This window comes from Leptospira mayottensis 200901116, assembly GCF_000306675.2.
Taxonomy (GTDB): Bacteria; Spirochaetota; Leptospiria; order Leptospirales; family Leptospiraceae; genus Leptospira; species Leptospira mayottensis.
The window spans coordinates 3,060,001-3,085,018 of record NZ_CP024871.1 but is presented as its reverse complement, the minus strand read 5'-3'; the positions used below and the strand labels follow the sequence as shown (position 1 = coordinate 3,085,018).

The window sequence follows — 25,018 nt, the reverse complement described above, 5'->3', positions numbered from 1 at the left end:
GTCTTTATTTTTTACTCCTTTTAGAGGTTTTTTCAGGCACGATTAGCCCGAGTATAATTCGAGTTTTCGAACCGAGATTAAAGATTTTCAAATTTTTCCTCGCCTCTACGATTCTTTCAGGGTCTTCGAATTCGAAAGAACCGGAATCCGCGTACTGATCGAAAAGTTTACAAGCGGACTTGTTTAAAAGTTTAAGCCATGTTTCTTTCAATGCTGCAAAGTCCGCTACGCCTGAGATCAAATTTTCTTTAACGTTTCTAATCAAATCGTAGAAAGAATTTTCCGTATCTTTCAAAAAAGAAACGTCTAAAAACGCCAAATCCCCTTTGGTATCCTTATTCTTGTCGAACCAAGCGTTACGCACCGCTTGGCGAAGATTTTTTTTGATCTCCGTACTTGCATTTAAAATTTGCGAAACTTGTTCTTCGAACTTTTCGATTTTATCGGAAGGGATATTGAAAAACGGAATCTCGGATTCGTACCAACATCTGGCTTTCATATTGTCCATATCGTAACCGAAGGTTAAAATCGAAGTTTGTTCTCCCGGAATTTTCCGATTTAAAAAACGGCGAACGACCAAAGCGGCTTGATCTGCTTGCTCCTTACCCAAGGCGATCGTCTGCCAATAGTGATAGAGGATTCCTCCCGGTTGAGGATGATACGGAAGCCAACTCTCCTTGGATTTATAATAAGGGCTGAAAGGATGGATCCAACCTCCTTCCGAATAACTCAGACCATAGGTTTTTGTATGATAGGAACGGACTAAAACGAAGGAAGAGCGGTTACAGACATCACAGATACCGTTTTCTGCTTCCTTACGCATAAGGATTCTTCTCGGATAGGACCAATAGACGCTCAACGGATGTAGGTCATTGGTAGTGGTCGTTTTCCCTTTCGATTGAAGATCTTCGATTTTCGGATTGGTCCAAGGAAAGACGGATTGAAACGGAATCTTTTTTTGGCCGTTGACTTGGAAGTACGATTTTGGGAGAACGTTGAGCCAAAGTTTCGACCAAAGAGAGTTTTTTTTAGGATTTTTTAATTTAGAAGTTACGAATGTGCTCAAAGGCCCGCCTCCTCGAATGGATGTTAAGTGCCCTTGCCCTCCGGAAGGAGAGTTGGTTTGAAATGAAAAAAGACCGATTCCTGCACATTTTTCGCAGATCTGAGAAATTGAATCTCTTTTGATAAAAAAATCCTTTTTCAGTTTGATCGTATTCTCTCCGGGGGATTCGATAAACAGTGCGGAAATATCAAAGACCGTATCCTCTTCGTTCAGGTTCGTATCCTGCATAAATCTAGGACCGTCACCAAACAGCTCAAAGGCGGACTCTACTTTTTCCATCGCTTCTTTTAGAACCTTGGGAGAGGGAGGGTTTACGAAAAGGTCTTCCCATTCGGTTTCGTTTTCGGGAGGAAAAACGGCCTGCAAAAGTCCGATCAAAAATTGGAGCAACGCGCCGTTAAAGTCTGGTCTAGGAGCGTTTAAGGACACGATCGGATCCGAGTCATTCTCGATTTGGGAAGTGATTTCAAATGGGGAGATCTCTTCTAATTTTCCGGAAAACCTTTGTGTCGGAATCCAAACGTCCTTGATTAAATTCATAAAGTTCCTCTTTATTTCTCTTTTCTAAAACCGAATCTTTCGTCGTAAATAAAAGATACGACTTCGTTATTTTTGTTAAGGGCCTTGCCTCTCCAAGAATTGTTTGTATAGAACAAGGGAAGTAAAACGCAATGTTTGCCTTTATCCGGTAGATTTATTTTACAGTTAGAGATAACTTCGGCAATATTCGAGTTTTCGAATATAAATTCTTTTTCCACAAGATAATTTGGAACGGGAAGTTCGCTATTTTGCCAGTTTCGATTTGTGTCGGAAATCCAAGGAACCAAACGATCGGAAACGAACTTGGCCAGAACTACTTTTGAGGAATTGTCTATGCCGTATCTTGTGGAAAATTTAGAATCGTCCCAAGAAGTTTCGTTTAAGGCGGAATACCCTAGTTCCAAACGAATCGTACTTAAAACGGCGGAGCTTTCCTGTTTTTTCTTATCGTTTTTTACTTTGGATTGATTTTCTTGAAAGGACTGTGGAACCTCTACGTCGATCCCATACACGGACTCTATTAGATTTCTTGCATCTTCCGGCATTTTCCAACCTTTTCGTTCTTGGAGAAGCCTTGCGGTGAGCCAAAGTTTACCGTGATCCGAATAAACCATTCCTCCGCCTCGACTGAATTGACTGAACCAATCCGATTTCGGATCGTCGATCGGTTCGGGAGAAAAGATCCATAATAATGGTTCCCCTCTTTCGTCTAATCCTTGTTTGACGTTTCCGGATATGTCCCTACAATGTCTATGGAGTCTACCGGCTCTTTGTAAAATTAGATCGATCGGAGCGAGATCTGTGATGATATAGTCGAAATCCAAATCTAAGGACTGTTCCACAACTTGGGTTGCAACGACTATTTTTCCCTTTCTCGATTTTTGATCGCTTCGAATTCCGAAGTTTTCCAAAATTTGAGATTCTATGTTCAGTCGATCACCCATTGCAAACCTAGAATGGAAAAGTACAACCTGATCGCCTAACTTGGAATGGAGAAAAGAGAATGCCTGGGAGGCGTCTGAAACCGTGTTTCTGATCCAACAGACACAACGTCCTTGATTCGACATTTCTAATATTTTTTGCAGTACTGGTTCTTGCTTGAAAAGGAACTTTACGTTCAATTTTCTACTGACTTCTTTTCGAGTGGGAATTGGAGTTTCTTCCACTTCGGACCGATCGGAGATTAAAGAAACAAGAGGATATTCCCCGCTTTTTATATTTTGAAGTTCCGTATCCAATCCTAAGGCAAAGGATTCGGAGAATGTTTTACGAAGGATTTTCGGTAAGGTTGCGGAGAGAAGAATCACCGAGGCGCCTATTTTAGCTTGAGTCTTTAAAAGACAACAGATCAGTTCGACCATATAGGGATCGTAAGAATGAACTTCGTCCAAAATGAGAACCTTTCTGGAAAGACCGAACATACGAAGGGATTGAAACTTAGTAGAAAGTACGGAAAGAAGAGCTTGATCAATCGTGCCGACTCCTGAGTCCGCGAGAAGACTTTTTTTCTGATTGTCCGAGAGCCAAATGTTGCAAATGGCACTGGCGCTTTCTTCCGGGTTCTTATCGGATTGGAGAGAATAATTCCGATCTGCAAGAATTGCGTTATCCGAAATCACGGAACTTTGAAAGGAATCGGATAAATTCCGAGCGCCATGTGCGAGGACCAAGGAGGGTAGGGATTCTTTCGTATATAAGTTTCTATATACTCCGCTCATTCTTTGATACATACCGTTTGCGGTGGCCATTGTTGGAAGACCCACATAAAAACCGGAGTAGGCGTTTTTTTGCATAAGACGATGGGTTAGGATTAGGGCTGCTTCGGTTTTCCCGGAACCGGTGACGTCCTCTAAAATGAAAAGGGAAGGAGAATCGGGCAAAACCACTTCCGAGCAAAATTTCTGCAAAGGGGTTGGTTCCTGTAAATATTCAAAAATACCGAAGTGATTTTCGTTAAAAGCGATTTTGGAAGGTAAAATTCCGGATTTATTGACTGCCTTCAATGCGTTATTTAAGGAAATTTTTGTATAATATTCTTCTAAATCAATTGGTGTTGTGTGGTACTTGAAAATTTCAGCGTTGGAACCGATCCAATCGCACAAAACGGAAAGTCCGGCAAGCCAAAAGGAAATTTGGAACATAGAATCGTATAATGTTTTTAAATCCCCTTTGAAATTCAGGTTTGGAGATAAGATGCGATTTGCCTCTTTAGAAAAATCCAAAGCAGCCAATCGGTCGGCTTCGGTAAAGTGAGAATCCAGACTGACCGCCGTTTGTCCCGAATATCCGTTTTTAGAGGGAGGACGTCCGTGATGTCCTGTCACACAACGGATCAAAACGTCCGTAAATTCCGTAAAATAACTTTTGTCCTTTGGAGATTGTAATTCGTTCCAACCTAGCCAATTCTGTTCGGTTAAAAATCCGCTGTAGTTTCCAAATCTTTCGTCTTTCAGAATACATCTTCCCCAAAAAATATAACCCAAACTGTCGTGTCGTATGGAATAAGGTCCGATTGGAGAATTCGAATTACCTAATGCATTTTTGATGTTCGGAATAAGGGACTGGAAACAATCCGAGAATTTGCCCAGATCGTGTAATATCAGAAAAAAAACAAAAATATTTTTAAAAGTTAGGAGATCGATTCCTAGTTTCTGAGAAAAATGGACGCATAGAGTTTCATTTTGAGATAAATAAACTTCTCCGACTGCTGCAACGTCGAAACAATGATAGACCAGAAGATGATAGTCGCCTTTTTTATTTGCTTTCCCCCAATATTTGTAATATGATTTTTCTTCGGCCTTCATTGATTCTCTATGTTTCGAATGACGGATTGATTTTTCTTTTTGCAATGCAGATTCATTCCTGCGGTGGCGACTGTACCACCGCGTGATTTGTTTACATTTTTAAAAGATTTCGAATTCAAGATGTCTCATCTAGGAATTTGATTTCAATAGTCGTAGTTTTGGTGGATATTCAGTATCACTTTTGGGAAATCCATTCGAATGATAATTTTCCTCCTCATAGAAATGGTGGGTCACGTGCAATAAGCTGCTTTGATTATATTCCGTGCAATGTTGTGAATCTGAATTTTCCATTATTTGTGTTCTTTGAAATTCTGTAGTTTGACAGCTGTGAAATTTTTTTCTATTTTTGGTCATAAGTGACCTCCATATTTTTTCATAAAATAGGCGTGACCGTAAAAATGTCAATTAATAAGCGTAAAGTTGCTCAAAAGGATAAATCCTATTTTAAAAAATAGTTTTTTTCAATGCCAAAAAAAGTCCTCTTTAAAAAAGTAAACAGCAACATTCCTCCTATAAAGGGGGTTGAACCGCGTAAAGTTACACAAAAAATTCAGTTTTGAGATTATTTTCCCCACACGTGTGGGGTTTAGCACAACTCGTATTTTGATTCATTTGTAACATTTCTACCATTTGTTTTGGAATATAATTCTTACTTTCCTCGAAAAGCTCATTTGCAATCTGATCGGGAATCATTTCCCAAAAACGAGCGTGAAAATTCTTTTTTGTACCACACATTTGTTTTAATTTATTTAGTATATAATAATAAATAAATATAGAAATTTATTTTGTTTTAAATGTATCGGAAACAATTTGAAAAAATTTTGAAAATTATGAACTCAGTTTATAAATAGAAATGTTTTTATTCAGATCGTTTCAAAATGTTTGAGGAGGAAACTATTGAGTGTTTGTTTTTGGTTTAAAAGATGCAAATATGGATTTGATGAGTGGCATTGGGAAATACTTGGAATGGAAAATATTTTTTAAAAAATAGAATATTGGTATATTCAAATATAATTTATAAAAGCATTTGGATTTGTTGCGTTTTCTGAATTGAAATTTTAGAATGATGATGTGTTTCTTTACTTTCGTAAAATCGCAATTTGTCTTAGCGCTTATCTTCAGGTTTTTAGGAACGGCACAAATTCGGCATAAAGTATTTTTCGTTGATTGAAAACCGTCCTAAAGGCTCGTTGCTTTGTCTTGGAGTTTTATTTCGCCGTATTGTAAGTTATTTTTTAAATAGATTTTAAAACTTATCCCAAATTTTGAAGAGAAATCGGCAGGCCATTTAACAAGTTCGTAACGAAGCGCTGTAGTTTCCACAGCTTGGATTTCCTTGTGTAGATGTTTATAGACTTTCCTGGTATTGGTTCCGTGTTGTTAGGGGATAAAATTTGATTTTTATAACCGTTACTTTGGATTTTATTGTAAAGAAAGCGTTAAAAACTTTCACTTTTATTATATTGAATTATACATTCGTAAGGGAGACAAATTTAAGAAGTTTAAAAACAAATCTTGACAGGTCCTGCATTCTATCAAAATAGAGAAGTCGAAAATTTACATCCGATAAAATTCCAAAGTGGATATTTTCAGAGAATGAAAAGTCCGCAAAAACAGAAATGGAATTTGGACGAAATCTAAGAATCCGTTTCAAAAGGCTTATAACAATGTAAAACGGGAAATCGGAACGAATATTGATCTTCAAGATAGACTTGAGCTTTATTCTTTTAAATCGATAAAGTTAATATGTCTAAACCTTTTTAGTGGACTACAAGCTCTAAAAAGGCTAAACTGTCAGGGCTGAATTTTGTTGACAAAAAAGTTTTATGCTTCGGCTCATAAATTCATTCGGAGAAAACTTGAGCTGAATAGAAATAAGCCCTAACATCGAAGGCAGGTCCGATTTACTTAGAGTCTGTTTTTAATAGGAGAAAAATACTATGCAAAAAAAAACATCTCGTGATCAGAAAACCAACGATCAACAACCTAGTTTTTGGGATTTATTGAGTCCATTGTTTGAGTTTGTCGATTCCTTATTTCATATCAGTAATGATACAGATGAGAATGGGACTATCGAATCGATCAAACGGGGAGTTAATTTTTCCGGTTCCGCTTTATGGATTTTGATTTTCGCGATCTTCATAGCATCAATCGGCCTAAATATCAATTCTACTGCGGTTATCATAGGAGCCATGCTCATTTCTCCTTTGATGGGACCAATTATGGGTGCGGGTTTGGCGCTTGGAATTTACGACTTCGAACTTTTGAAAAAATCCCTACGCAATCTTGCGGTAATGACACTTTTAAGCCTTTTTACTTCCGCAATATACTTTTTGATTTCCCCGCTTTCCGACGCTCAATCCGAACTTTTGGCGAGAACATCTCCTACCATATACGATGTGTTGATCGCATTTATCGGAGGTGCGACCGGTATTGTGGCAGGTTCTCGAAAAGATAAGATTTCGAACGCAGTTCCTGGAGTGGCAATCGCCACCGCTCTTATGCCTCCACTTTGTACTGCGGGTTACGGACTTGCGAATTGGAATTTAAAATTTTTCTTCGGCGCTTTTTATCTCTATCTGATCAACAGTGTTTTTATCGGAATCAGTACCCTAATTTTCGTACGTTATTTGAAATTCACTCGCACTGTTTATACGGACCCGGCGGTTGATAAAAAGATTTATCGTTATGTATATTTGGTATCCATCTGTTTGATTCTTCCTAGCCTTTATTTCGCCTATGATATCGTAGTCGATTCCTCGTTTAAGCGAAACGCGAAGAGTTATCTAGAAAATCATTTCTCGTTTGAAAAAAGTAAGATCCTCTCCGCAAACGTAGTAAGAAAAAGCGGCGAAAAAAAAATCGAAGTTACGATAATCGGTGAAACTTTGTCCGAAGAAGTTCTTTCCCAGTTGAAGACTCTTCTTCCTAGATATGGTCTGGAGGGAACTGAATTGAAGATTATCCAGGCTGGGGAAGCGGAGCACAAGAAGCCTGGAAATCTTTCTCTTGAAACCGGAGTTGGTTCGAAAAACCAGGAAGAGAAGATTCAACTTTTGGAAAACGAACTTCGAACTTTGAAGGATAAAAATCATTTGGTTCAATCTGTGGCGAAAGAGATCAACGTATTGTTTCCTTACGTGGAATCGTTTTCTTTCGGAGATTTTTTGGTCCAGAATGTTCAGGATTTTACCTCCTCGAAAGAGGTTACGATACTCGTAAAATGGAAACGTCCGATCAGTGACGTGGAAAAAAAACGACTGGAACTTTTTTTGAAACTAAGAATAGGAGTGGAAAGTTTAAAGGTCTTGGATCTCTGAATTTGATTCGGAAAAAGAACCGGCGGCTTAAAAGTAGAGATCTCAAGTATTTGCCACTTCCGAATTTGCGGTCCGTTCTAATTTTCGATCTAAGAGTTGGCCTTAAAATCGTATAATAGATAACGCCGGTTTTCGATAGATTATAAGAAATGATCGCTGATTTGCTGATTCTAACATGAACGGGTATTTGTATAATATTAGATTTAAAAAATTAAATATTATGGATTTCAACTTTTGGGATGGTTCGACTCTTTTTCGGGTAAATATGGAATCAGCTTTTGAGTTTCGATACAAAGACCCGTTTGGGGAGTTCCAGTACAATACGATGGTTCTTTGGAACGTGTTTGAGTCTGACATCTCGAAGGTGCACTAATATCCATTGAGTTTTGGGTTGTTGAGCTTAGTTTGGGTTTCTTTCCTATTTGATCTCTTTCTACAAAAAAAAACACTGGTAGAATAAGGGTCAGAGAAAAGAACCAGGAGCGGTTTTTTCACAGAGAGACGAAAACTTTTATGGGTCGGTAAATTCAAATCGACCGTAAATTGCTCCAGTCCTTTCACATCCCATAACTTTCTTCTGATAAGGGTGCTTTTGTGACCGAGATTTTAAAAATCCAGGACCTCAGGGCGGGAATTCAGACTGGCGATTCTGGAGAAATCAAAGAGATCGTAAAGGGAGTCAATCTCACGATTCGATCCGGAGAGATTCATGCCATTATGGGACCGAACGGCTCCGGAAAAAGCACGCTTTCCAACGTCATCATGGGCCATCCGAAATACCAAGTTTTGTCGGGTGATATTTTATTCGAAAAAAAATCCATTTTGGATCTTCCGACGAACGAACGTGCACGTCTCGGAATCTTTCTCTGCTTTCAATATCCTACGAGCATACCCGGAGTTACGATCGGAAACTTCCTAAAAACCATTGTAAAGTCCGTAAGAGGAAAGGAACTACCAGTCAAAGAATTTAGAAAAGAACTCAAAGAAGCCATGGCTGCGCTCGATATTCCGGAATCGTTTATCGCTCGTTATGTGAACGACGGATTTTCCGGAGGAGAGAAAAAGAGGAACGAAATTCTCCAAATGGGTTTACTCAAACCGAAACTTTCCGTATTGGATGAAACTGATTCGGGACTAGACATAGACGCGCTTCGAATCGTAAGCGAGGGAATCAACAGGAACAAAACTCCGGAAAAATCCATTCTACTCATCACACACTATCAAAGAATGCTAAATTACATTACACCCGATTTTGTTCACGTGTTTGCAAAGGGAAAAATCCTGAAGACCGGAACGAGAGAACTCGCGTTGGAATTGGAAGAAAAGGGATATGACTGGGTCCTTGCGGAATCCGGAGACTGAGACGAAAATGTCTTTAGAAACTCAGTTTGAGAATCTGCTTTCTCGTAGTGGAGAACCTCAGACTCTGAAAGATTTTCGCGCTAAGGTTTTTGCAAAATTTCGAACTCTGAAAATTCCGGGATCGGAAAACGAATCCTGGAGAAAAATTCCGCTTTCTAATTTTCATCCGGAAGAATTTACCGAACCCCCCGGCACGGACGCGGTTTCTTGGAAGGCTCCCGATGGAGTCAAATTTCAAAGAGCGGACTCTCTTTCCGGAAAAGAACTCGAATTCTTTTTAAACAACCTTGAAAGTATATTCCAAAAACGGAATGAAGAATGGTTTACGCTTTACAGCCTTTCCAACTTTACTCACGGGATCTATCTCGAAGTGGAAAACGATCTCATTCTCAAAGAAGAAATCGAAATCAAGTTTCGACTTGAGAAGGAAAATAAAATTCTCCCCATCTTTGTGGTAAAAATCGGAAATCACAGCAAGGCGTTTATCGCGGAACGATACGAATGCCCGGAAAAGAAAGACTTCAAACTCTTCCAAGGTCTTACCGTGATTTACACGGGAGCCGAATCCAGGGTTTCTTATGTCGGAATCGAATCCTTTGGTTCTTCCGTATTCCATTTTCAGAATCTGTTCTCTGATCAAAAGGAGAACTCAGACGTTAAGATCGCAAAAATCACTCCCGGGGGATATAAGGGCAAAAATCTTATAGGCGTCGAACTTTCCGGCAAAGGTGCGAGAGCGAGAGTGATCGGTTTGGCTCCGATGGCGGCGAGAGAATTCCAGGACTCTGAGGTGAAGATTGTTCACAAAGAAAGTCATACGGAAAGTTCGATTCTTTACAGAGGCGCTTTCAAGGATAAGGCACATCATATTTTTACCGGAAATCTTCATATTCCAAATTCCTGCAAAAACGTAAATGCGATTCAAATCAACAACAACCTTCTTTTGAGCCGTTCCGCTAGGGCGGAATCGATTCCGAAGTTGGAAGTGTATGCGGAAAACGTAAAGTGTGAACACGGGGCCACCGTCGGAGAGATTGACGAAGAACAGTTGTTCTATCTGGCTTCTAGGGGAATTGATGAGGACGAGGCCAGAAGGATGATCGTGGACGGGTTTTTAGGCCAAGTCATCGGTGAAATCGAATCCGATTCTATACAACAAGAACTTTTTGAGTTGATTGTATACAAAGTAGAAGGTCCGATATGAGCTTTCGTAAACTCGCAAATCTGTCCGAAGTCGAAAACGGGAAAGTCAAAGTAGTTGAAACCAGATATAATAGGATCGGGATCACGAGTTTGGACGGTAACCTTTACGCATTTGAAGACGTCTGTACACATGACGGAGAGGCTATATCTGAGGGGGAATTGTGTGGAGACGTAATCACCTGCCCGAGGCATGAAGCGCAGTTTTCCATCAAAACCGGAAAGGCGCTTTGTATGCCCGCTGTGGAAGATCTCCCCGTGTATCCCGTGAGAATCGTAGGTGACTCCATTGAAGTGGATTTGGAGGATTGAAATACATGAATTTCTCAGCCGAAAGAATTAGAACTGATTTCCCGATTTTGGGAACAATGATGAACGGGAAACCTCTCGTCTTTTTGGACAGTGCGGCTAGTTCTCAAAAACCCTTTACGGTCATCGATAGAATCGAAAAGTATTATAGAGAAGAGAACGCAAACATACATCGTGGAATTTATTATCTTTCTCAAAAGGCCACGGAAAAATACGAATTGAGTAGAATTCGTCTTTCTAAATTTATTGGGGCCCAGTGCGCGAAGGTTTGTATCTTTACGAGAAACGCGACCGAATCGATCAACTTAGTCGCTCAGACTTGGGGAAGGACTCAAGTCAAAGAAGGAGACGAGATTGTACTCAACGAACTCGAACACCATTCCAACATCGTACCTTGGCAAATTCTCGCTCAGGAAAAAAAAGCGGTATTAAGATTCATTTCTTTGAACGAAGACAGCACGTTGGATCTGAGCAATTTGAACGAGATCATCACGACTAAGACAAAGTTAGTCGCCGTTGCTCAGATGTCGAATGTGACCGGAACGATTCACGATCTCGCTCCGATTCAGAAAAGAGCGAAAGAAGTAGGGGCCAAGGTTCTTGTGGACGGGGCTCAGGGGGTTTGTCATCTACCGGTGAATATGAAGGAAATGGATTATGATTTCTACGTATTTTCCGCGCATAAGATGCTCGGCCCAACCGGAGTCGGAGTTCTTTACGCAAAAGAGGAAATATTAGAAGAGATGCCTCCTTGGATGGGAGGAGGGGATATGATCGCTCACGTTTATAAGGAAAGATCCACGTATGCGGAACTTCCTTCCAAACTTGAGGCGGGAACTCCTAACATCGCGGGAGTGATCGGTTTCGAGTCTGCGATCGAATATCTTGAAACGATCGGAATGCAGGAAGTCAGAAATCACGAAGTGGAACTTCTCACTTACGCGCTCGATCGACTGGACGATTTCGGCGGATTAGAACTTTACGGAACGAGAGATTTATCCAAAAGAGGAGGAGTAATTTCTTTCAACTTTCCGGGAGTGCATCCGCACGATGTCGGAACCATTCTAGACGAAGAGGGAATTGCGATCCGGGTCGGACATCACTGCGCTCAACCTTTTATGGCGTTTAAGAATATACCGGGAACTTGCCGAGCGAGTCTCTATCTTTACAATACAAAAAGCGACATCGATCGGTTGATAGAGGGTCTAATTAAGGTGAAGGAGATATTCTCCCGTGTCCTTAAGCGATAGTCTTTATAAAGAAGTTATACTTGATCACTATCAAAATCCGAGATTTCGAGGTAAGCTTGAGCCTGCGGATCTATCTGAACATGGGATCAATCCTCTATGTGGAGACGAACTCGAACTTACGATCAATCTTGACGGAGATAAAATTGCAGACGTTCGTGTAATGGGAAAGGGATGTTCGATTTCTCAAGCCTCCGGTTCCATGATGGCCGAATCAATTCGCGGAAAAACAGTTTTCGAAGCGGAACATATTCTTTCCCGTTTTAAAAATATGTTCCTGGAAGACAAAGATCCTAAGTTTGACGAAGAATTGGAAGACTTAGAATCGATGGAATCCGTGAAAAAAATTCCTGCAAGAATCAAATGTGCGGTTCTTCCTTGGAATACTTTAGAAAGGGCGCTCTCTCGAATCGAAAAGTAGCGGAATTTACTGTAATTGAATAGAAATTTGTGGGAACTCCATGCTTTAGGATCAGGGATTAAAGTTTGCTGATTTTGTCTACAAATGATACATAAAAAAAGATTCTAGTGGTCAGTTCGGTTGAAAACGTGGGGAAGTTCCTGCAAATTTCGGGCGGTTCCGCTTCGCGGACCGGGCTCGCAGCTCCGGTCGATCCATTGAGTTGTCATTTTGGAGAAGCAAATTTTTCGGATCGACCCCGCTTTGATCCCTACCGCGGGGAGAGATCAGATTGTGGGCTGTAAATTGGGAGTTCCCACAAAAGTTTTACGAAGAAATAAATCTGCCTTTACAACATGTCGTAAATGGAAGTTTCTTTTACAGAAATATTGAAGTTGTAAGGTTCTTGCGTAAGCTCTAAGAAGTTTTATAATCAATAGAAGGTAAGAAAAAGAGATCAGAGGAGGAACATGGAAATGTTAGAAGCTCCTACAAACACATTGGAAGGACAGATCTACGAAGAAGTGAGAAAAGTGGAAGATCCCGAAATCGGAATTTCCGTCGCTGAGCTTGGACTCATTTATAGGATTAAGGTAGAAGGTTCTAAAGCGAAGATTGATATGACTTATACTTCGATGGCATGTCCGGCTGGTCCTCAGATGAAACAACAGATCAAGGATCATGCACTCCGAGTGGAGGGAATCACCGATGCTGAAGTGGAAGTTGTTTGGGTCCCTAAATGGGACCCGAGAGAAATGGCCACGGAAGAAGCCAAAATGGATTTGGGGATTTTTGATTGATTCGAATTTTCGAAATTTGTTCGTTCAGTAAAATAAATGAATTTTATTTAGATCTGTCCCAAAACGGTTCAATATCCTATAGGAATTGAATAACAAAAAAGTCTGTTCGAAATCTATAAATTTGCACCAGGGGTGTAGTTTATGGGAACTCCAGCACTTTGAGGGTAAAGGTTAGAATGAATATACAAACTAATAATATTGTTTTGGGCTTTGAAACACGGAAAGACCCAAATTTTATTTGTAGAAAAAATTAGAACGTTCTCTACGCGAACGAACTCACCTTAAAAGACAAAAGCAGAAAACTCCGACGAGTTTTGGCGAAATTAGTTCATTTTTTCAGCTTATTGGATTTTTTGTTCGCTATATCAAATATTCCTTGCATCAAAAATAAGAATATTTTCCATCTACCCAAAAGGCTTTTTCCGGACCGATTCCGCGTCTGGAAATCTTTTGGGGATTTTCATGGTAGCTAAAACTTTTTCTAAGGTAAAAAACAAAACACACTCTAAAACAAAGACAAAAGCCGCTTCCGTAAAAAAGACAAAATCGAAAGTTGCTTTTGCTTTATCAAAGGGATTCATCGATTTTAAAAATCCTCTTCCCCTAGTCTATCAGCCGGATTCTGAGGAACAAAAAGGTAAACAAAAGCTGATCCAATGGATCAAAAGCAACAAACATACGTTAGTTGATGATCTCAAAGAATACGGAGCTATTCTTTTTAGAGGATTCGATGTGTTTTCTCCTCAGGATTTTGAAGATGTGATTATTAATGTGGACTCCAATCTAAAGAACAATTATCTCGGAACGTCTCCAAGAAATCAGGTGACTAAATATACATTTACCGCGACGGAACTTCCGCCCGCATATCCAATCATGCAACACGCGGAGATGAGTTTTTTGGATTCTCCTCCTAAAAAACTTTTCTTTTATTGTAAAAAAGCTCCGGAAAAGTTCGGAGAAACTCCTATCACCGATCTCAGAAAGGTTTTGAACGAAGTTCCTGTCTTTATTCGTGAAAAATTCGAGAAAGAAAAAATTCGTTACTCCAGAGTTTATGACGGCCCTTCGAATCGATCTCGTTTTCAGTTTTGGAAAACAAAACGTTGGGACGAGATGTTTCAAACAAAAGATAGAGAAAAGGTAGAAGAGATTTCTAAAAAACAAAACTTTAAGGTGGAATGGTTCGGTAAGGATAACTTGAGATTGATTAACACTACATTAGCGATTCGTAAACATCCGGAATTCAAATCGTTAGCTTGGCATAATCACTCTCAAGTGTTTCATATCGACGCGGCTCGTAAAGAATATTGGAGAATCTTTGCTCACCAGAAAACGATTCGTAGTTTTTTAGTAGGAATCACACTTGAAATTCTTACTTTTATAAAAAAGATCACGACTAAAAAAGAATACTTGGACACGCACTGCACTTACGGCGACGGTCAAGAAATTTCAGGACAGGAACTGAAAAGAATTCAAGACGCGTTTTGGAACAATATCTCTCTTTTTTCTTGGCGAGAGGGAGATATACTCATAATTGATAATTATTCGGTTTCTCACGGACGGCATCCGTTTACCGGTCCGAGGGAAATTTTTGTGGCTTGGGCAGATTAAGATGATGTCGGAATTAGATGCGGTTCGAATTAATTTCAACGAAAGTGGTTTAGTTTTTTTAAATTTGCTTTTAGGATTGATTATGTACGGGATCGCCTTGGAACTTAAATTGGAGGATTTTAAATTACTCTTCGATAACCCTAGAGCGTCCATTACTGGTATCTTGTCGCAATTTATTCTTTTCCCGTTTGCGACTTATCTTCTTCTTTGGATTTTAAATCCACCTTCGGGAATCGCGCTTGGGATGCTTCTTGTTGCTGCCTGTCCTGGTGGAAATATTTCTAATTTTATCACTCTTCTTGCAAAAGGGAATACGGCTCTTTCGATTTCGCTTACCGCCTTTTCTTCGGTTCTTGCTATTTTTGCAACTCCGTTCAACTTCTTTTTCTGGGGGAATTTGTATCCTCCTGTTCAAGCGGCTCTGAAAGAAATAACACTCAATCCTTGGGATGTCTTTAAAGCGATCTTAATCATTCTAGTGATTCCAATTTTTCTAGGTATTTTGACGAAGAGGTATTTGCCGAAAAACGCGGTAAAATTGACGAAACCTCTCAAAGTTCTTTCTGGTTTTATCTTTATTGCGTTTTTATTGATCGCACTTCTTGCCAATTATCAGATATTTTTGAAAGTGATTCACAGAGTATTTCTTTACGTTTTTCTAATGAATACTACCGGTTTTTTATTGGGGTATTACTTTGCGAAACTGATTCGTTTAGACGAAAGGGATGCTCGTTGTATTTCCATAGAGACCGGAATTCAAAATTCGGGATTAGGACTGGTTTTGATTTTCGCGTTCTTCGGAGGTCAAGGAAGTATGGCGATCATTGCGGCGGTTTGGGGAATCTGGCACGGGCTTGCTGGTGTAAGTCTTGCTTGGTTTTGGTCTAGAAAAAAAATTTCTTTTTAAAAGTTCAGACGGTTTCGAAGGGCTTTCGATTCTGATAGAGTTCCGAAATTTTCGGACGGATTTTCGACTTCGTGAAGAAACGATTTTCGTTCGATTTTCCCTTTCGGATTTCTTTTTGTTTTTCTTTCGGGAGATGTAAGACGGTTCTGCATTCTTCCGTGCAACATCCTTCGAATTTTTCGGAACAGTCGTCACACTGGATGAAAAGGATATGGCATCCTGGGTTTGCGCAGTTTACGTGACGATCGCTTTTCTTTCCACACTGATGACAAGTGGAAATGATCTCGTTACCGATCGTTTCTTGAAGACGTCCGTCGAATACGAAATTTTTTCCTCTAAACTTGGATTCCAGTCCTTTTTGGGAAATTTCGTGCGCGTAAGAGATGATTCCGCCGTGAAGTTGATTGACATCCTTAAATCCGTGATGTTTGAGCCAGGCGCTTGCTTTTTCACAACGGATGCCTCCCGTGCAGTACATTAAGATTTTCTGATCTTCTTTTCCATTTAGTAACTCCAGTAAGATTTGAAGCTCTTCCCGGAAGGTGTCGGATTGTGGAAGAATGGCGTTTTCAAAATGACCAATTTCACTTTCGTAATGATTTCTTACGTCGATTACGATGGAATTTTTATCCTCCATATAGTGATTGAATTCTTCTGCGGAAAGGTGCTTTCCAACATTAGTCACATCGAATGCATCGTCATTCAATCCATCTGCGACAATTTTATTCCGCACTTTTAAATCGAGTTTTAGAAAGGACTTGTGATCATCTTTCACGGCGATTTTAAAAAGCATGTCCTTGAATTGAATTCTAGAATTCAAATTCTCCTTAAAAGAATTCAGATTGTGAGAAGGAATTGAAAGTTGGGCGTTGATTCCTTCTCTTGCTACGTAGATTCTTCCCAGAACTCCGAGGGCTTCCCATTCCACGTAAAGCTGGTTCCTGAGTTCTTGTACATTTTCTAAAATGACATAACGATAAAAGGAGATAGTTGTTCTTGGAAAGTTTTCGGTCTCAAGACGTTTTTTCAGAATCTCTTTCCCGTAGATATTGTGGAGAGGACGTTTTTTAGCGAGGGTCTTTTTTTGAAGATCGTCCCGATTTGCCATACATTCTTAACTTTGAAATGGAGACTTTTCTTGACAAGTCTTTCTTACGGGATTCGTCTTTCGGAGCGCAGATGTTGGAATCTCCTCTTTTTGACTCGATGTCTTAAACATTGTTATTCATTTGGTAACATAGATTCGATTTTGAGAATGACCTGTTCAAAACCCTTATTTGCCGTACATGTACTTTCGAAATATTGAATCTATTTGGTGCTTTTGCCGATTGTATCAACGGAGTGTTCTCCTTTCCTTGAATGAATTTTCGGATAAAATTCTATGCTTTCGCCGAATGGATTTCAAAATTTTTTGTCCCATCAGCAACGGAATAATACAATCGCAATGATTCCAAGAGAGTAGATGCGGGTCTATATCCCATCACAATAGCTCCCGTTATACTTATGATCATTCCAAGCGCCAGAGAATGTTTGAGAGGCTGATCCGGTGCGAGAGGTGTAGTAACGTAACTGTTTAAGATTCCAAATCTGATCTGCAAATACAAAGAGAGAGTCTGATATAACAACACCTAACTATGGATAAACGCCGGTCTCGTGTAGGATCGCATCTACAAGGGCGGAAAAAATTCCGATCGTTAAAACCCAGCGAATACCACTCCTATTCTCTTGTTTCTTTGGATTGATAGAGCACGGTAACAGAGAGTAGAGTTGTCTTCTAAAGTTATCTCTGTCGGCTATTTAATGCATTTCCGGAATACCAAGACTCGTCGAATGCTTCCATGGCGATGATACGTTCCGAACAGATGATCTCTTGGTACTATACTATCCGTTCCCATATTTCTTCCGCCTTTATTGCGTCATATACAGCGAAAAGGCCATCCACTTTTAAATCGATATCACAAACAATCAGAACTCCTTCGAACCATTTTTCCGTAACTCTCTATTTTTCATTGTATAAGGATGGCTCGTCTTGCCGAATCTGCAAGTACGACAAATTCGGCATCAAGGCGCTCTACTTGTTGGTAAACAATTCATATTTTATATAACTAATAAGCTGATAGGAACTTTTTTTAAATTCTCTTTCTTATAGTTTCTTTTTGTCTGTGGGATTTATTGGATCTTGGGATTGAAAAATAATTTATGATCGTCAGATTCGGGGAGGATAGGATGAGAAAATGATCCGTTAAAAATCGGATCCCTCATGGAGTATTTAAAAATGATTTCGATCAATTTTGGAAAATTTGATGAGATACTTTAAGAAAATATTATATTATTAACGTTTGAAAGGGGACCTGATTTTTTAGGATCGTGGTTACACTTTTTCTAAATTCAAAATAAAGGCGGTCTTTGAACATTAGGCGTCGATCGTATTAATTTTTAAGTGAAATATAAACCTTTTTTGAAAATCTGGTTTTAGAAACTTAGAGCACATCGATTATGATTAAAATATCCGGCCTAAACAAGGCTTTTACAACCAAAGTTCTTTTTGACGACTTAAACTTGAGCATCAATCGAGGAGAAAAGATCGGCCTGGTCGGTCGAAATGGCCACGGAAAGTCCACACTCTTTCAGATGATTCTTGGAAACGTTGAACCTGATTCAGGTATAATCTCGGTTCCTAAAGGTTATAAAATCGGTCATCTTCAGCAGCATCTTCATTTTACCAAACTTACGGTTTTAGAAGAATGTGCTCTTGGTCTTCCCGAAGGGGAAGAATACGAAACCTGGCAGGTTGAAAAAATTCTTTCCGGCTTGGGTTTCTCTGAACAGGACATGGAAAGAAATCCGAATGAATTTTCCGGAGGTTATCAGATCCGGATGAATCTTGCGAAACTTCTCGTTTCAGCTCCCGACATGCTGATGCTTGACGAACCGAACAACTACCTCGATATCGTTACCATTCGTTGGCTTGAAGAATTTTTGCGAGAATGGGAAGGCGAAATCATATTAGTAACTCATGATAGAGGATTTATGGATGCAGTAGTCACTCATACAATTGCGATCCATAGAACTAAAGCGATCAAGGTCCAAGGCGATACGGATAAACTTTACAACCAGATCAATCAATCCGAAGAGATCTACGAGAAGACTCGCTTAAACGAGGCAAAAAAACGTAAACAAGAGGAGATATTTATCGCAAAGTTTAAAGCGAAAGCGAGTTTTGCTAGTCGAACTCAGTCCAGAGTCAAAAAATTAGAAAAACAAGGAGAGATGAAAGCTCTAGAAAAAATTCAGGATTTAGAGTTATATTTTAATAGCGCTCCTTTTGCCGCCAGTCAGATGTTGTCCGCAGAGAATCTTTGTTTTTCATATGATGGAAAAAAACCGTATCTCATCGAAAACTTTTCCATCGGTGTGGGGAATAAAGAAAGAATTTGTATCATCGGTAAGAACGGAAAAGGGAAATCCACTCTTCTTAAAATTCTCGCGGGGGAACTCGAACCTTCCCAAGGAACGATTAAAAAACATCCGATTTTGAAAGAAGGTTATTTCGGTCAGACAAACAAACTTAATCTCAATGAAAATTCGACTGTGGTCGAAGAAATCATGGTTTCTGATCGATCTTGTACGGAATGGCAAGCTAGAACGATTGCGGGTGGTCTGATGTTTTCTGAGGATCAAGCACTTAAAAAAATTAAAGTCCTTTCTGGTGGTGAAAAAAGTAGAGTGCTTCTCGGAAAAATTCTTGTGACCCCTTGTCATCTTCTTTATCTTGACGAGCCCACGAATCACTTGGATATGCAATCTTGTGATTCTTTGATCGAAGCAATCGATGAATTCGAGGGTTCCGTCATCATGGTTACTCACGACGAACTTCATTTGCGTGCCGTCGCAACAAAGTTGATTGTATTCGATAACGATACGATTCGAATTTTTGATGGTTCCTATGATGACTTTCTAAACGAAGTAGGTTGGTCGGATGAAGATTATTAATAAATTCGAATATTTTATATTTTTTATGTATTTTTCCCGAGCATCTTTCGGTTATTTTAAGGCTTTATTTTGGGATTTTAAAAAGGGCTTGCAAAGTCTATGTTTGATTTTCGAAGGATAAGACGTTCAGCTTTGGATATCCAGTCCTTCTCTCTCTGGTTTGGATAAAAATTTTTCGGATAACTCTATTCATTTGAACGAGGAGGTTTGTTTTTAAAAGATATTTTAAGATTGTTACGTTCTGAAACTTGTAATTTATGTATCAAAAAATAGGGAAACAAATCTCAATCTCATTAAGTCTGTTTCCTATTTTGTTTTGTTGTCGTAATTTTCTTACACTGGGCTTTGAGTGAACTATTTCGACTGAAAAGTACCCCCGCCGTAAAAGAAATAAGCGGTGGGTATAACTCTTAGTTTTCAGTATAGAGTCCGAAGTGTCTGGAAGAAGCGGCTGTACATCCGCCCGTCGAGCAGGCGACCATAGCTACCGTAATCTTACCATTCACCGTGCGTGCGATCAGAACTAAATTATCGTTTGCGGCCAGTGGTATTCCCCCTCCGCCATTTCCAAGTGTCGTAGAGGCCGAAATGCCGTTTGTGAATACAGGAACATTAGTAGAAGAGTTACCATTGTTTTGGGCTGTTAGGGTTCGAGCATCTATATTCACTCCGTTACAAGCCCCATTTAAACACGTGAACTTGCCACTGACAAAGGAATCAATGGTTGCCGCATTGGCTCCTCGTAGATTGTCAAAACCGAGAAGTGTTTTGCCGTTTAGAATTCCTGAGCCGTTTAGGTTAACGTCTTTGGCTAAACCGAAAAAACCACCTTTATCCGTTCCCATATCTAAAATAAGTACACCCGTTGAAGAAACGAATGCAGTTTCACCGGTAGCCCATGCAACTTTACCATCGGTACAAATGCCGTTATTAAGGTTTACTGCGGTACCCGCACCACCCAAAGTTGTGATTGTTCCTGCAATGAATTTCTGGTTTGTTCCGGTGATGGTTAAGGTGCCATACCCACCTTGAAACGCGCCGACCGCATTCCCGAACATTGCTTGAACCATATTAAACGTTCCACTTACGTCAGAGCAATTCGAGCTTTTTTCCGTGTACACCTCTGCACGCATTGCAGTTACGGGCGCTCCACCCGCGTTTGAGTAACCGGAAATTGGTGTAGCCAGAAGTCCCACTCCTGCGATGGGAATGGCGAATCCGCCTTGTGTGTAGGACGGTGCGGACAAAAGAGCTATGAAAGGGCTCGCTGAATATGTGGCTACCTGTCCGGAGATTTTTTCATTCGTTGTAAGATTCGTGAACGAAAAATTCCCATAATTGGCTTTCACCATATCTCCGGTCATAACGTCACCCGGGCTTTTTGTACCGCCATAAGAAACGTTTGAGCTATTCGTTGTTGAAGTCCCGGCTAGTAAGGCCGCTACGGCTAAGAGAATTGAAGAATCATCTTTTTCCTTCTTGCAGTTCAGAACTGTCATACTGAGAACCACAAATGAGGTTAAAAGACGAGTAAAATGCGATGTGCAAAGGTGATTCATAAAGTGGCAGAGTCGGAAATGTTATATAAATGGCAATCATTAAAAAGCCTTTTAGTAAAATTAAAATGATATTTTTCTCTGTTTGTTGGCCGAGCGTTAGATGTAAGCTTTGTAAGCTGTAAAACCTCGTATGTAGATGTGTATTTATAAAGAGTCGGCTAAGTATGTCCGTTTAAAACCATTCGTTCCTATATAATAAAGTATCTTTTGCATTTTCCATTCAGGCGGCAGAAGATCCGAACGCTCAAGATTCTATCTACGGAAAATCCTGGAAAAAAATCTTTCATCCTATTGGTTTCACAAATTGAATTGAACTTGGAAGTCTGGATCGAAAACGAAAACACAGTAAATGAGTAAAACCAAATCGGATTCCGATTTCGCATATCTTTCTTATGTAAGATTTTATCGATATGGTTCCGATGGTGACAGAACGGAATTCAAGAAGTAAGGTAGGTCGTCTGCCATTTCAATCAGAAATTAAAACTACAAGAAATGGATTGTGCGGAACAGTCTAAAGTCCTTCTATGAAGTGAGTTATACACTTAGAGAAGAAACGGTTCGCGGCTTCAAGAAGTTAAATCTAAAAGAATATTTTGCCGGACATATAATCTCGTATATAAAAGAGGTAAATGACTTTCAATACATATATATTAAAGTCTCCAAAAAATATCAAAATATTTGAAATATAAATCTAAAAAAATGCCTTATAAAAAATCCTTTGATAGAGCCGCGATTTTCAAACGATAAAAATACTGTTTATAAAGGTCTTTGGGGCGTGTCTTTTTTACTTGGACTTATATGCCGTTTCCGAAACTCCTTATGAAAATAAAAACTTCAAGAAATTGCAAAATTAAAGGATTGTAATATGCAGATTTGGATCAATCTGATCAAGAAAGGGAAAAATGTTTGGGGCCAGATGATCGATTGGACGCTTCCCTGACGTCTTGAAAAAATGGAACGAACCGTTCTATGCTCTGTATGTATGTGATTAAAAGAGGTAAAACAAAATCGAATTAAAATAGCAAAAGGACAGCGCTGAGCTGAATCGGTTCGGAGGGAAAAACGGAAAGATGAAACGATTCAATTATTTAATAAAAACGGAATATTCTAGATTTTAAAACCGATAAATCCCCAATTCTTTGCGGGTTCGATCAAGGACATTTGTGATCGTATTTCGGGCTTTTTCTTGTCCTTTTTTGAGAGTTGCTTCCACAAAAGATTTGTCTTCCCCGATTTTTTCTCGTTCCTTACGAAAAGGAGCAAAGTAATCCAAGGTATCCTGTAAAAGTTGTTTTTTAAGATCTCCGTATCCAGTTCCGGGGATTAAGAACTTCTGTTTGAGGGCTTTTCTTCCTTTTTCATCTAAAAACAAGGAATGAATCGCATAAATATTACTTTTGGAAGGATCTTTGACTTCGTCGATTCCTGCGGAGTCGGTTGTGATAGACATTATGGATTTCTTAAGTTCTTTTTCGGAATCGAAAAAGTTGATCGTGTTTCCGTAAGACTTAGACATTTTCTGTCCGTCAGTACCGGGAACCAAGGCCGTTGTTTCGTCGATTTCCGGTTCGGGGATTTTAAAAACGGGACCGATTTCCCGATTGAAATTCGAAGCGATATCTCTTGCAAATTCCAAATGTTGTTTTTGGTCTTTACCGACAGGGACCCGATCGCTGTCGAAACCGAGAATATCCGCCGCCATCAAAACCGGATAGAAAAAAAGCCCGCCTCCTGGATTGAAACCTTTTGCAACCTTATCTTTGTAAGAATGCGCCAAGCTCAACTGATTGACGGTGATCGAATGACTCAGATACCAGGTAAGTTCGGTAACCTCCGGAACTCCAGATTGTAGCCAAAACGTACATTGATCTGGATCGATTCCCAGGGCTAAAAAATCGCAGACCGCGTTGAATGTATTTTCTTTTTGTTTTTCTTTCGAAGAGAACGTAGTTAAAGAATGCAGGTCCGCAATGAAACAAAATAAGTCTGTCGAATCCTGATATTCTTTGAGCTTTCGAATGACAGAGAAAAAATTTCCTAAATGAAGCTTGCCGGAGGGTTGGACTCCTGTGAGAATCCTCATGCTTCCTCCATTCGCTTTGTCTCATAAGGTTTACCGGAAAGTCTCTCGTATTCTTTCGTCAGAGATCCGAGTTCCGCGTCTAGTTTTTTATGTAAGGTTAATTTGGTAATTGTGGATTTATCCTTATAAATCACCGCATAGTTATAGAAGAGTTTCGTCATCTCCAAAAAGGCGAATTCTAACGTTTTCCCGTTCAATCGATTTCCCGAAACGATGGTCGAATCACCGTAAGGGATAAATCTGTGAAGAATTTTGATTTCTTCGATTACTTTCTCTTTGGAAACCAAAACTCTTTCGTTCAGTTTGCCGGAAGCCTCGTATTGTTTTGCGAGTAGATGATTTTCAACAATGATATTGATTTTCTCCGCAAATTTTCCCATAAATGCAGCAGCATCTCCGAGTAACTTCAAAAGATTCTGGGTAATCTGATCTTCCACTCCTACCGTTGAAGTCGTATGTTCGTTGTAAGTCGCGAAGCTGTATTGAAAGCTAGGATATTTTTTATTAAACGCGTCTAAAAGGCGGAGTAGATTGTTGATTTGTTCGATATCACTTTTAAAAAGACCGGGATGCATAATAATTACGTCTTTACTCTGATTTTTGGTACCTATCTTAACGGTCCCTTCTAAAATCGGAGCATAGGAAGCTTGGAGATCCCTAAGCAATAAATACATCAATTTATGAGGAGTCCCTTTAAAGGCAGATTTCATGGACGCAGACTGCATATTTTCGGGAACGTGATTTTCAAAATAATCGTCTACGATCAGATTCAGAAAGTCGAAGTTCATTCTTCCTTTATCGTCGATTCGGAAATATCTTTCTCTTAGGCTTTGTAGTTCGTGCTTACGGTTTAGTCTGGTTTGGATATCGTCCGCAAGACGAAGCAGAGTTGTTTCCACTTCTTTTATGATGTCAGGAGAACCCTGAAATTTAGTTTCATTGATCGGAGGAACGTTGAGTTGTTGAACGATTTCGTTCCAAGTGATCATTCGTTTGGTCGCGACGATATGGAATGCCCGAATCGCGTCAGACATTTTAGGTCTTCCGCTTTCAAGGTTCAATCCGTAAGAAAGTCCCGCCATAATCTGAGGCATTTTTGGAACCAGTTTTTCGTCCTTACGCACCAGTTCGGGAACCTCCGTCATGATGATATCTTTGCAGTCTTCTCTACTTAAATGTCTTGCATAATAAAGTTCTAATTTAGTCGCGCGATTCAAAAAAATTTCCGGAGAGATCTGATCTATAAATAAACTGTCCAAAGAAATGATGCTATTGAGAAGTTTATTAAAATTTAATACTACATTGTATATGAGAGGCTTCCAATATCTCCAGCCTTGTTGTTCGCAGAATCGAAGCGCTTGGATCGTAGCGATGATTTGGTCTTCCTTTAAGAATTTGAACAAATTGTGAACACCGCCGGAAACCTGTAGTTTTCTTCCTAAAAAACCTACATCGATCGTTCCGGATTCTTTTGCAAATTTGTTGATCGCGGGATTTCCACCGAAAAGGTTCGCCAAAAATCCGATACCCGCCCCTCCGGAAGAATTGGATTCCATTCTTCGAGCGGGTTTGGGGGTGGCTTTTGTGGAGGTCGCCGAATTTCTTTTAGGTCTATCTTCTTCCGACTTTTTGTTTTCTTCCTGTCTTTTTTTCTCGAACTCTTCGTCGATTTTTCTCATCAAATCGATTCGAATAAAGATATCATTCGACTTTTGAATGACTTCGTCGATCTGCTCCTGATGTTCGGGACTTCTCTGTTTTCTATAGAGATCCGCGAATGTCTTATGGGCGTCAGTCCTTGAGTTTACAGACAAGAG

General features: G+C 39.7%; 17 protein-coding genes and 1 pseudogene. 10 read left to right on the top strand and 8 right to left on the bottom strand.

Annotated features, from left to right (window positions below; translation table 11 throughout):
• Positions 1 to 4 precede the first annotated feature (4 nt).
• The 3 genes from casA to LEP1GSC190_RS20605 are packed head-to-tail and all read right to left on the bottom strand — an operon-like array spanning position 5 to position 4,529.
• A complete protein-coding gene (casA, locus tag LEP1GSC190_RS14030) occupies positions 5 to 1,606 on the bottom strand; it encodes a type I-E CRISPR-associated protein Cse1/CasA (RefSeq protein ID WP_002748861.1) in 1,602 nt (533 codons plus the stop codon).
• 11 nt (positions 1,607 to 1,617) lie between these two features.
• Complete coding sequence (locus LEP1GSC190_RS14025) at positions 1,618 to 4,410, bottom strand: CRISPR-associated helicase/endonuclease Cas3 (RefSeq protein ID WP_036048465.1); 2,793 nt, start codon at positions 4,408 to 4,410, stop codon at positions 1,618 to 1,620.
• The gene (locus tag LEP1GSC190_RS20605; protein ID WP_272914454.1) at positions 4,407 to 4,529 is read right to left on the bottom strand and encodes a hypothetical protein; all 123 of its coding nucleotides are present in this window, start codon (positions 4,527 to 4,529) and stop codon (positions 4,407 to 4,409) included. The genes LEP1GSC190_RS14025 and LEP1GSC190_RS20605 overlap by 4 nt, the downstream gene beginning before the upstream one ends.
• A 1,821-nt stretch (positions 4,530 to 6,350) precedes the next feature.
• On the opposite strand from LEP1GSC190_RS20605, the gene LEP1GSC190_RS14010 reads away from it, so the two are divergent.
• From LEP1GSC190_RS14010 to LEP1GSC190_RS13965, 9 genes are all read left to right on the top strand, one after another.
• On the top strand, positions 6,351 to 7,730 hold the full coding sequence (locus LEP1GSC190_RS14010; protein ID WP_002748825.1) for a DUF389 domain-containing protein: 1,380 nt from the start codon (positions 6,351 to 6,353) through the stop codon (positions 7,728 to 7,730).
• A gap of 594 nt (positions 7,731 to 8,324) precedes the next feature.
• Positions 8,325 to 9,092 carry a Fe-S cluster assembly ATPase SufC gene (sufC, locus tag LEP1GSC190_RS14000; protein ID WP_002748907.1) on the top strand — a complete coding sequence of 256 codons (768 nt, stop codon included), beginning with the start codon at positions 8,325 to 8,327 and terminating at the stop codon, positions 9,090 to 9,092.
• A 7-nt stretch (positions 9,093 to 9,099) separates the two neighbouring features.
• Positions 9,100 to 10,296, top strand: a complete 1,197-nt coding sequence (gene sufD, locus LEP1GSC190_RS13995) for a Fe-S cluster assembly protein SufD (RefSeq protein WP_002748904.1) — start codon at positions 9,100 to 9,102, stop codon at positions 10,294 to 10,296.
• A complete protein-coding gene (locus LEP1GSC190_RS13990; protein WP_002748898.1) occupies positions 10,293 to 10,604 on the top strand; it encodes a non-heme iron oxygenase ferredoxin subunit in 312 nt (103 codons plus the stop codon). The genes sufD and LEP1GSC190_RS13990 overlap by 4 nt, the downstream gene beginning before the upstream one ends.
• A gap of 5 nt (positions 10,605 to 10,609) precedes the next feature.
• The gene (locus tag LEP1GSC190_RS13985) at positions 10,610 to 11,851 is read left to right on the top strand and encodes a cysteine desulfurase (RefSeq protein ID WP_002748817.1); all 1,242 of its coding nucleotides are present in this window, start codon (positions 10,610 to 10,612) and stop codon (positions 11,849 to 11,851) included.
• Positions 11,835 to 12,269 (top strand): Fe-S cluster assembly sulfur transfer protein SufU, encoded by a 435-nt coding sequence (gene sufU / locus LEP1GSC190_RS13980; protein ID WP_002748731.1) that lies wholly within the window; start codon positions 11,835 to 11,837, stop codon positions 12,267 to 12,269. Before LEP1GSC190_RS13985 ends, sufU begins: the two co-directional genes overlap by 17 nt.
• Positions 12,270 to 12,724: 455 nt before the next feature.
• The gene (locus LEP1GSC190_RS13975) at positions 12,725 to 13,048 is read left to right on the top strand and encodes a metal-sulfur cluster assembly factor (protein WP_002748767.1); all 324 of its coding nucleotides are present in this window, start codon (positions 12,725 to 12,727) and stop codon (positions 13,046 to 13,048) included.
• A gap of 462 nt (positions 13,049 to 13,510) precedes the next feature.
• Positions 13,511 to 14,659 carry a TauD/TfdA family dioxygenase gene (locus tag LEP1GSC190_RS13970; protein ID WP_036034706.1) on the top strand — a complete coding sequence of 383 codons (1,149 nt, stop codon included), beginning with the start codon at positions 13,511 to 13,513 and terminating at the stop codon, positions 14,657 to 14,659.
• Between the two features lie 4 nt (positions 14,660 to 14,663).
• Positions 14,664 to 15,566: a bile acid:sodium symporter family protein gene (locus LEP1GSC190_RS13965; RefSeq protein WP_002748778.1), complete on the top strand. Its 903-nt coding sequence runs from the start codon at positions 14,664 to 14,666 to the stop codon at positions 15,564 to 15,566.
• A gap of 4 nt (positions 15,567 to 15,570) precedes the next feature.
• Here the strand turns inward: LEP1GSC190_RS13965 and trhO are convergent, their stop codons facing one another.
• Together trhO and LEP1GSC190_RS13955 are read right to left on the bottom strand one after the other, a co-directional pair.
• Positions 15,571 to 16,674 (bottom strand): oxygen-dependent tRNA uridine(34) hydroxylase TrhO, encoded by a 1,104-nt coding sequence (gene trhO, locus LEP1GSC190_RS13960; protein ID WP_002748824.1) that lies wholly within the window; start codon positions 16,672 to 16,674, stop codon positions 15,571 to 15,573.
• Positions 16,675 to 16,985: 311 nt separating this feature from the next.
• Positions 16,986 to 17,309 (bottom strand): annotated as a pseudogene (locus LEP1GSC190_RS13955) (hypothetical protein).
• Positions 17,310 to 18,062: 753 nt separating this feature from the next.
• Here LEP1GSC190_RS13955 and LEP1GSC190_RS13950 point away from each other — a divergent pair.
• Positions 18,063 to 19,559 carry an ABC-F family ATP-binding cassette domain-containing protein gene (locus LEP1GSC190_RS13950; protein ID WP_002748868.1) on the top strand — a complete coding sequence of 499 codons (1,497 nt, stop codon included), beginning with the start codon at positions 18,063 to 18,065 and terminating at the stop codon, positions 19,557 to 19,559.
• Between the two features lie 410 nt (positions 19,560 to 19,969).
• On the opposite strand, the gene LEP1GSC190_RS13945 is transcribed toward LEP1GSC190_RS13950, so the two are convergent.
• The 3 genes from LEP1GSC190_RS13945 to LEP1GSC190_RS13935 form a co-directional block, all read right to left on the bottom strand.
• Positions 19,970 to 21,118 (bottom strand): hypothetical protein, encoded by a 1,149-nt coding sequence (locus LEP1GSC190_RS13945; RefSeq protein WP_002748916.1) that lies wholly within the window; start codon positions 21,116 to 21,118, stop codon positions 19,970 to 19,972.
• A gap of 1,114 nt (positions 21,119 to 22,232) precedes the next feature.
• Positions 22,233 to 23,201, bottom strand: a complete 969-nt coding sequence (trpS, locus tag LEP1GSC190_RS13940) for a tryptophan--tRNA ligase (protein ID WP_002748926.1) — start codon at positions 23,199 to 23,201, stop codon at positions 22,233 to 22,235.
• A complete protein-coding gene (locus tag LEP1GSC190_RS13935; protein WP_002748800.1) occupies positions 23,198 to 25,015 on the bottom strand; it encodes a hypothetical protein in 1,818 nt (605 codons plus the stop codon). The genes trpS and LEP1GSC190_RS13935 overlap by 4 nt, the downstream gene beginning before the upstream one ends.
• Positions 25,016 to 25,018: the final 3 nt, after the last annotated feature.

Bases quoted from the DNA above. Each gene is read 5' to 3' on its own strand.
- casA (WP_002748861.1), bottom strand. From the start codon at position 1,606: ATGAATTTAATCAAGGACGTTTGGATTCCGACACAAAGGTTTTCCGGA.
- LEP1GSC190_RS14025 (WP_036048465.1), bottom strand. From the start codon at position 4,410: ATGAAGGCCGAAGAAAAATCATATTACAAATATTGGGGGAAAGCAAAT.
- LEP1GSC190_RS14010 (WP_002748825.1), top strand. From the start codon at position 6,351: ATGCAAAAAAAAACATCTCGTGATCAGAAAACCAACGATCAACAACCT.
- sufD (WP_002748904.1), top strand. From the start codon at position 9,100: ATGTCTTTAGAAACTCAGTTTGAGAATCTGCTTTCTCGTAGTGGAGAA.
- LEP1GSC190_RS13990 (WP_002748898.1), top strand. From the start codon at position 10,293: ATGAGCTTTCGTAAACTCGCAAATCTGTCCGAAGTCGAAAACGGGAAA.
- LEP1GSC190_RS13985 (WP_002748817.1), top strand. From the start codon at position 10,610: ATGAATTTCTCAGCCGAAAGAATTAGAACTGATTTCCCGATTTTGGGA.
- LEP1GSC190_RS13975 (WP_002748767.1), top strand. From the start codon at position 12,725: ATGTTAGAAGCTCCTACAAACACATTGGAAGGACAGATCTACGAAGAA.
- LEP1GSC190_RS13970 (WP_036034706.1), top strand. From the start codon at position 13,511: ATGGTAGCTAAAACTTTTTCTAAGGTAAAAAACAAAACACACTCTAAA.
- LEP1GSC190_RS13965 (WP_002748778.1), top strand. From the start codon at position 14,664: ATGTCGGAATTAGATGCGGTTCGAATTAATTTCAACGAAAGTGGTTTA.
- trhO (WP_002748824.1), bottom strand. From the start codon at position 16,674: ATGGCAAATCGGGACGATCTTCAAAAAAAGACCCTCGCTAAAAAACGT.
- LEP1GSC190_RS13950 (WP_002748868.1), top strand. From the start codon at position 18,063: ATGATTAAAATATCCGGCCTAAACAAGGCTTTTACAACCAAAGTTCTT.
- LEP1GSC190_RS13945 (WP_002748916.1), bottom strand. From the start codon at position 21,118: ATGAATCACCTTTGCACATCGCATTTTACTCGTCTTTTAACCTCATTT.
- trpS (WP_002748926.1), bottom strand. From the start codon at position 23,201: ATGAGGATTCTCACAGGAGTCCAACCCTCCGGCAAGCTTCATTTAGGA.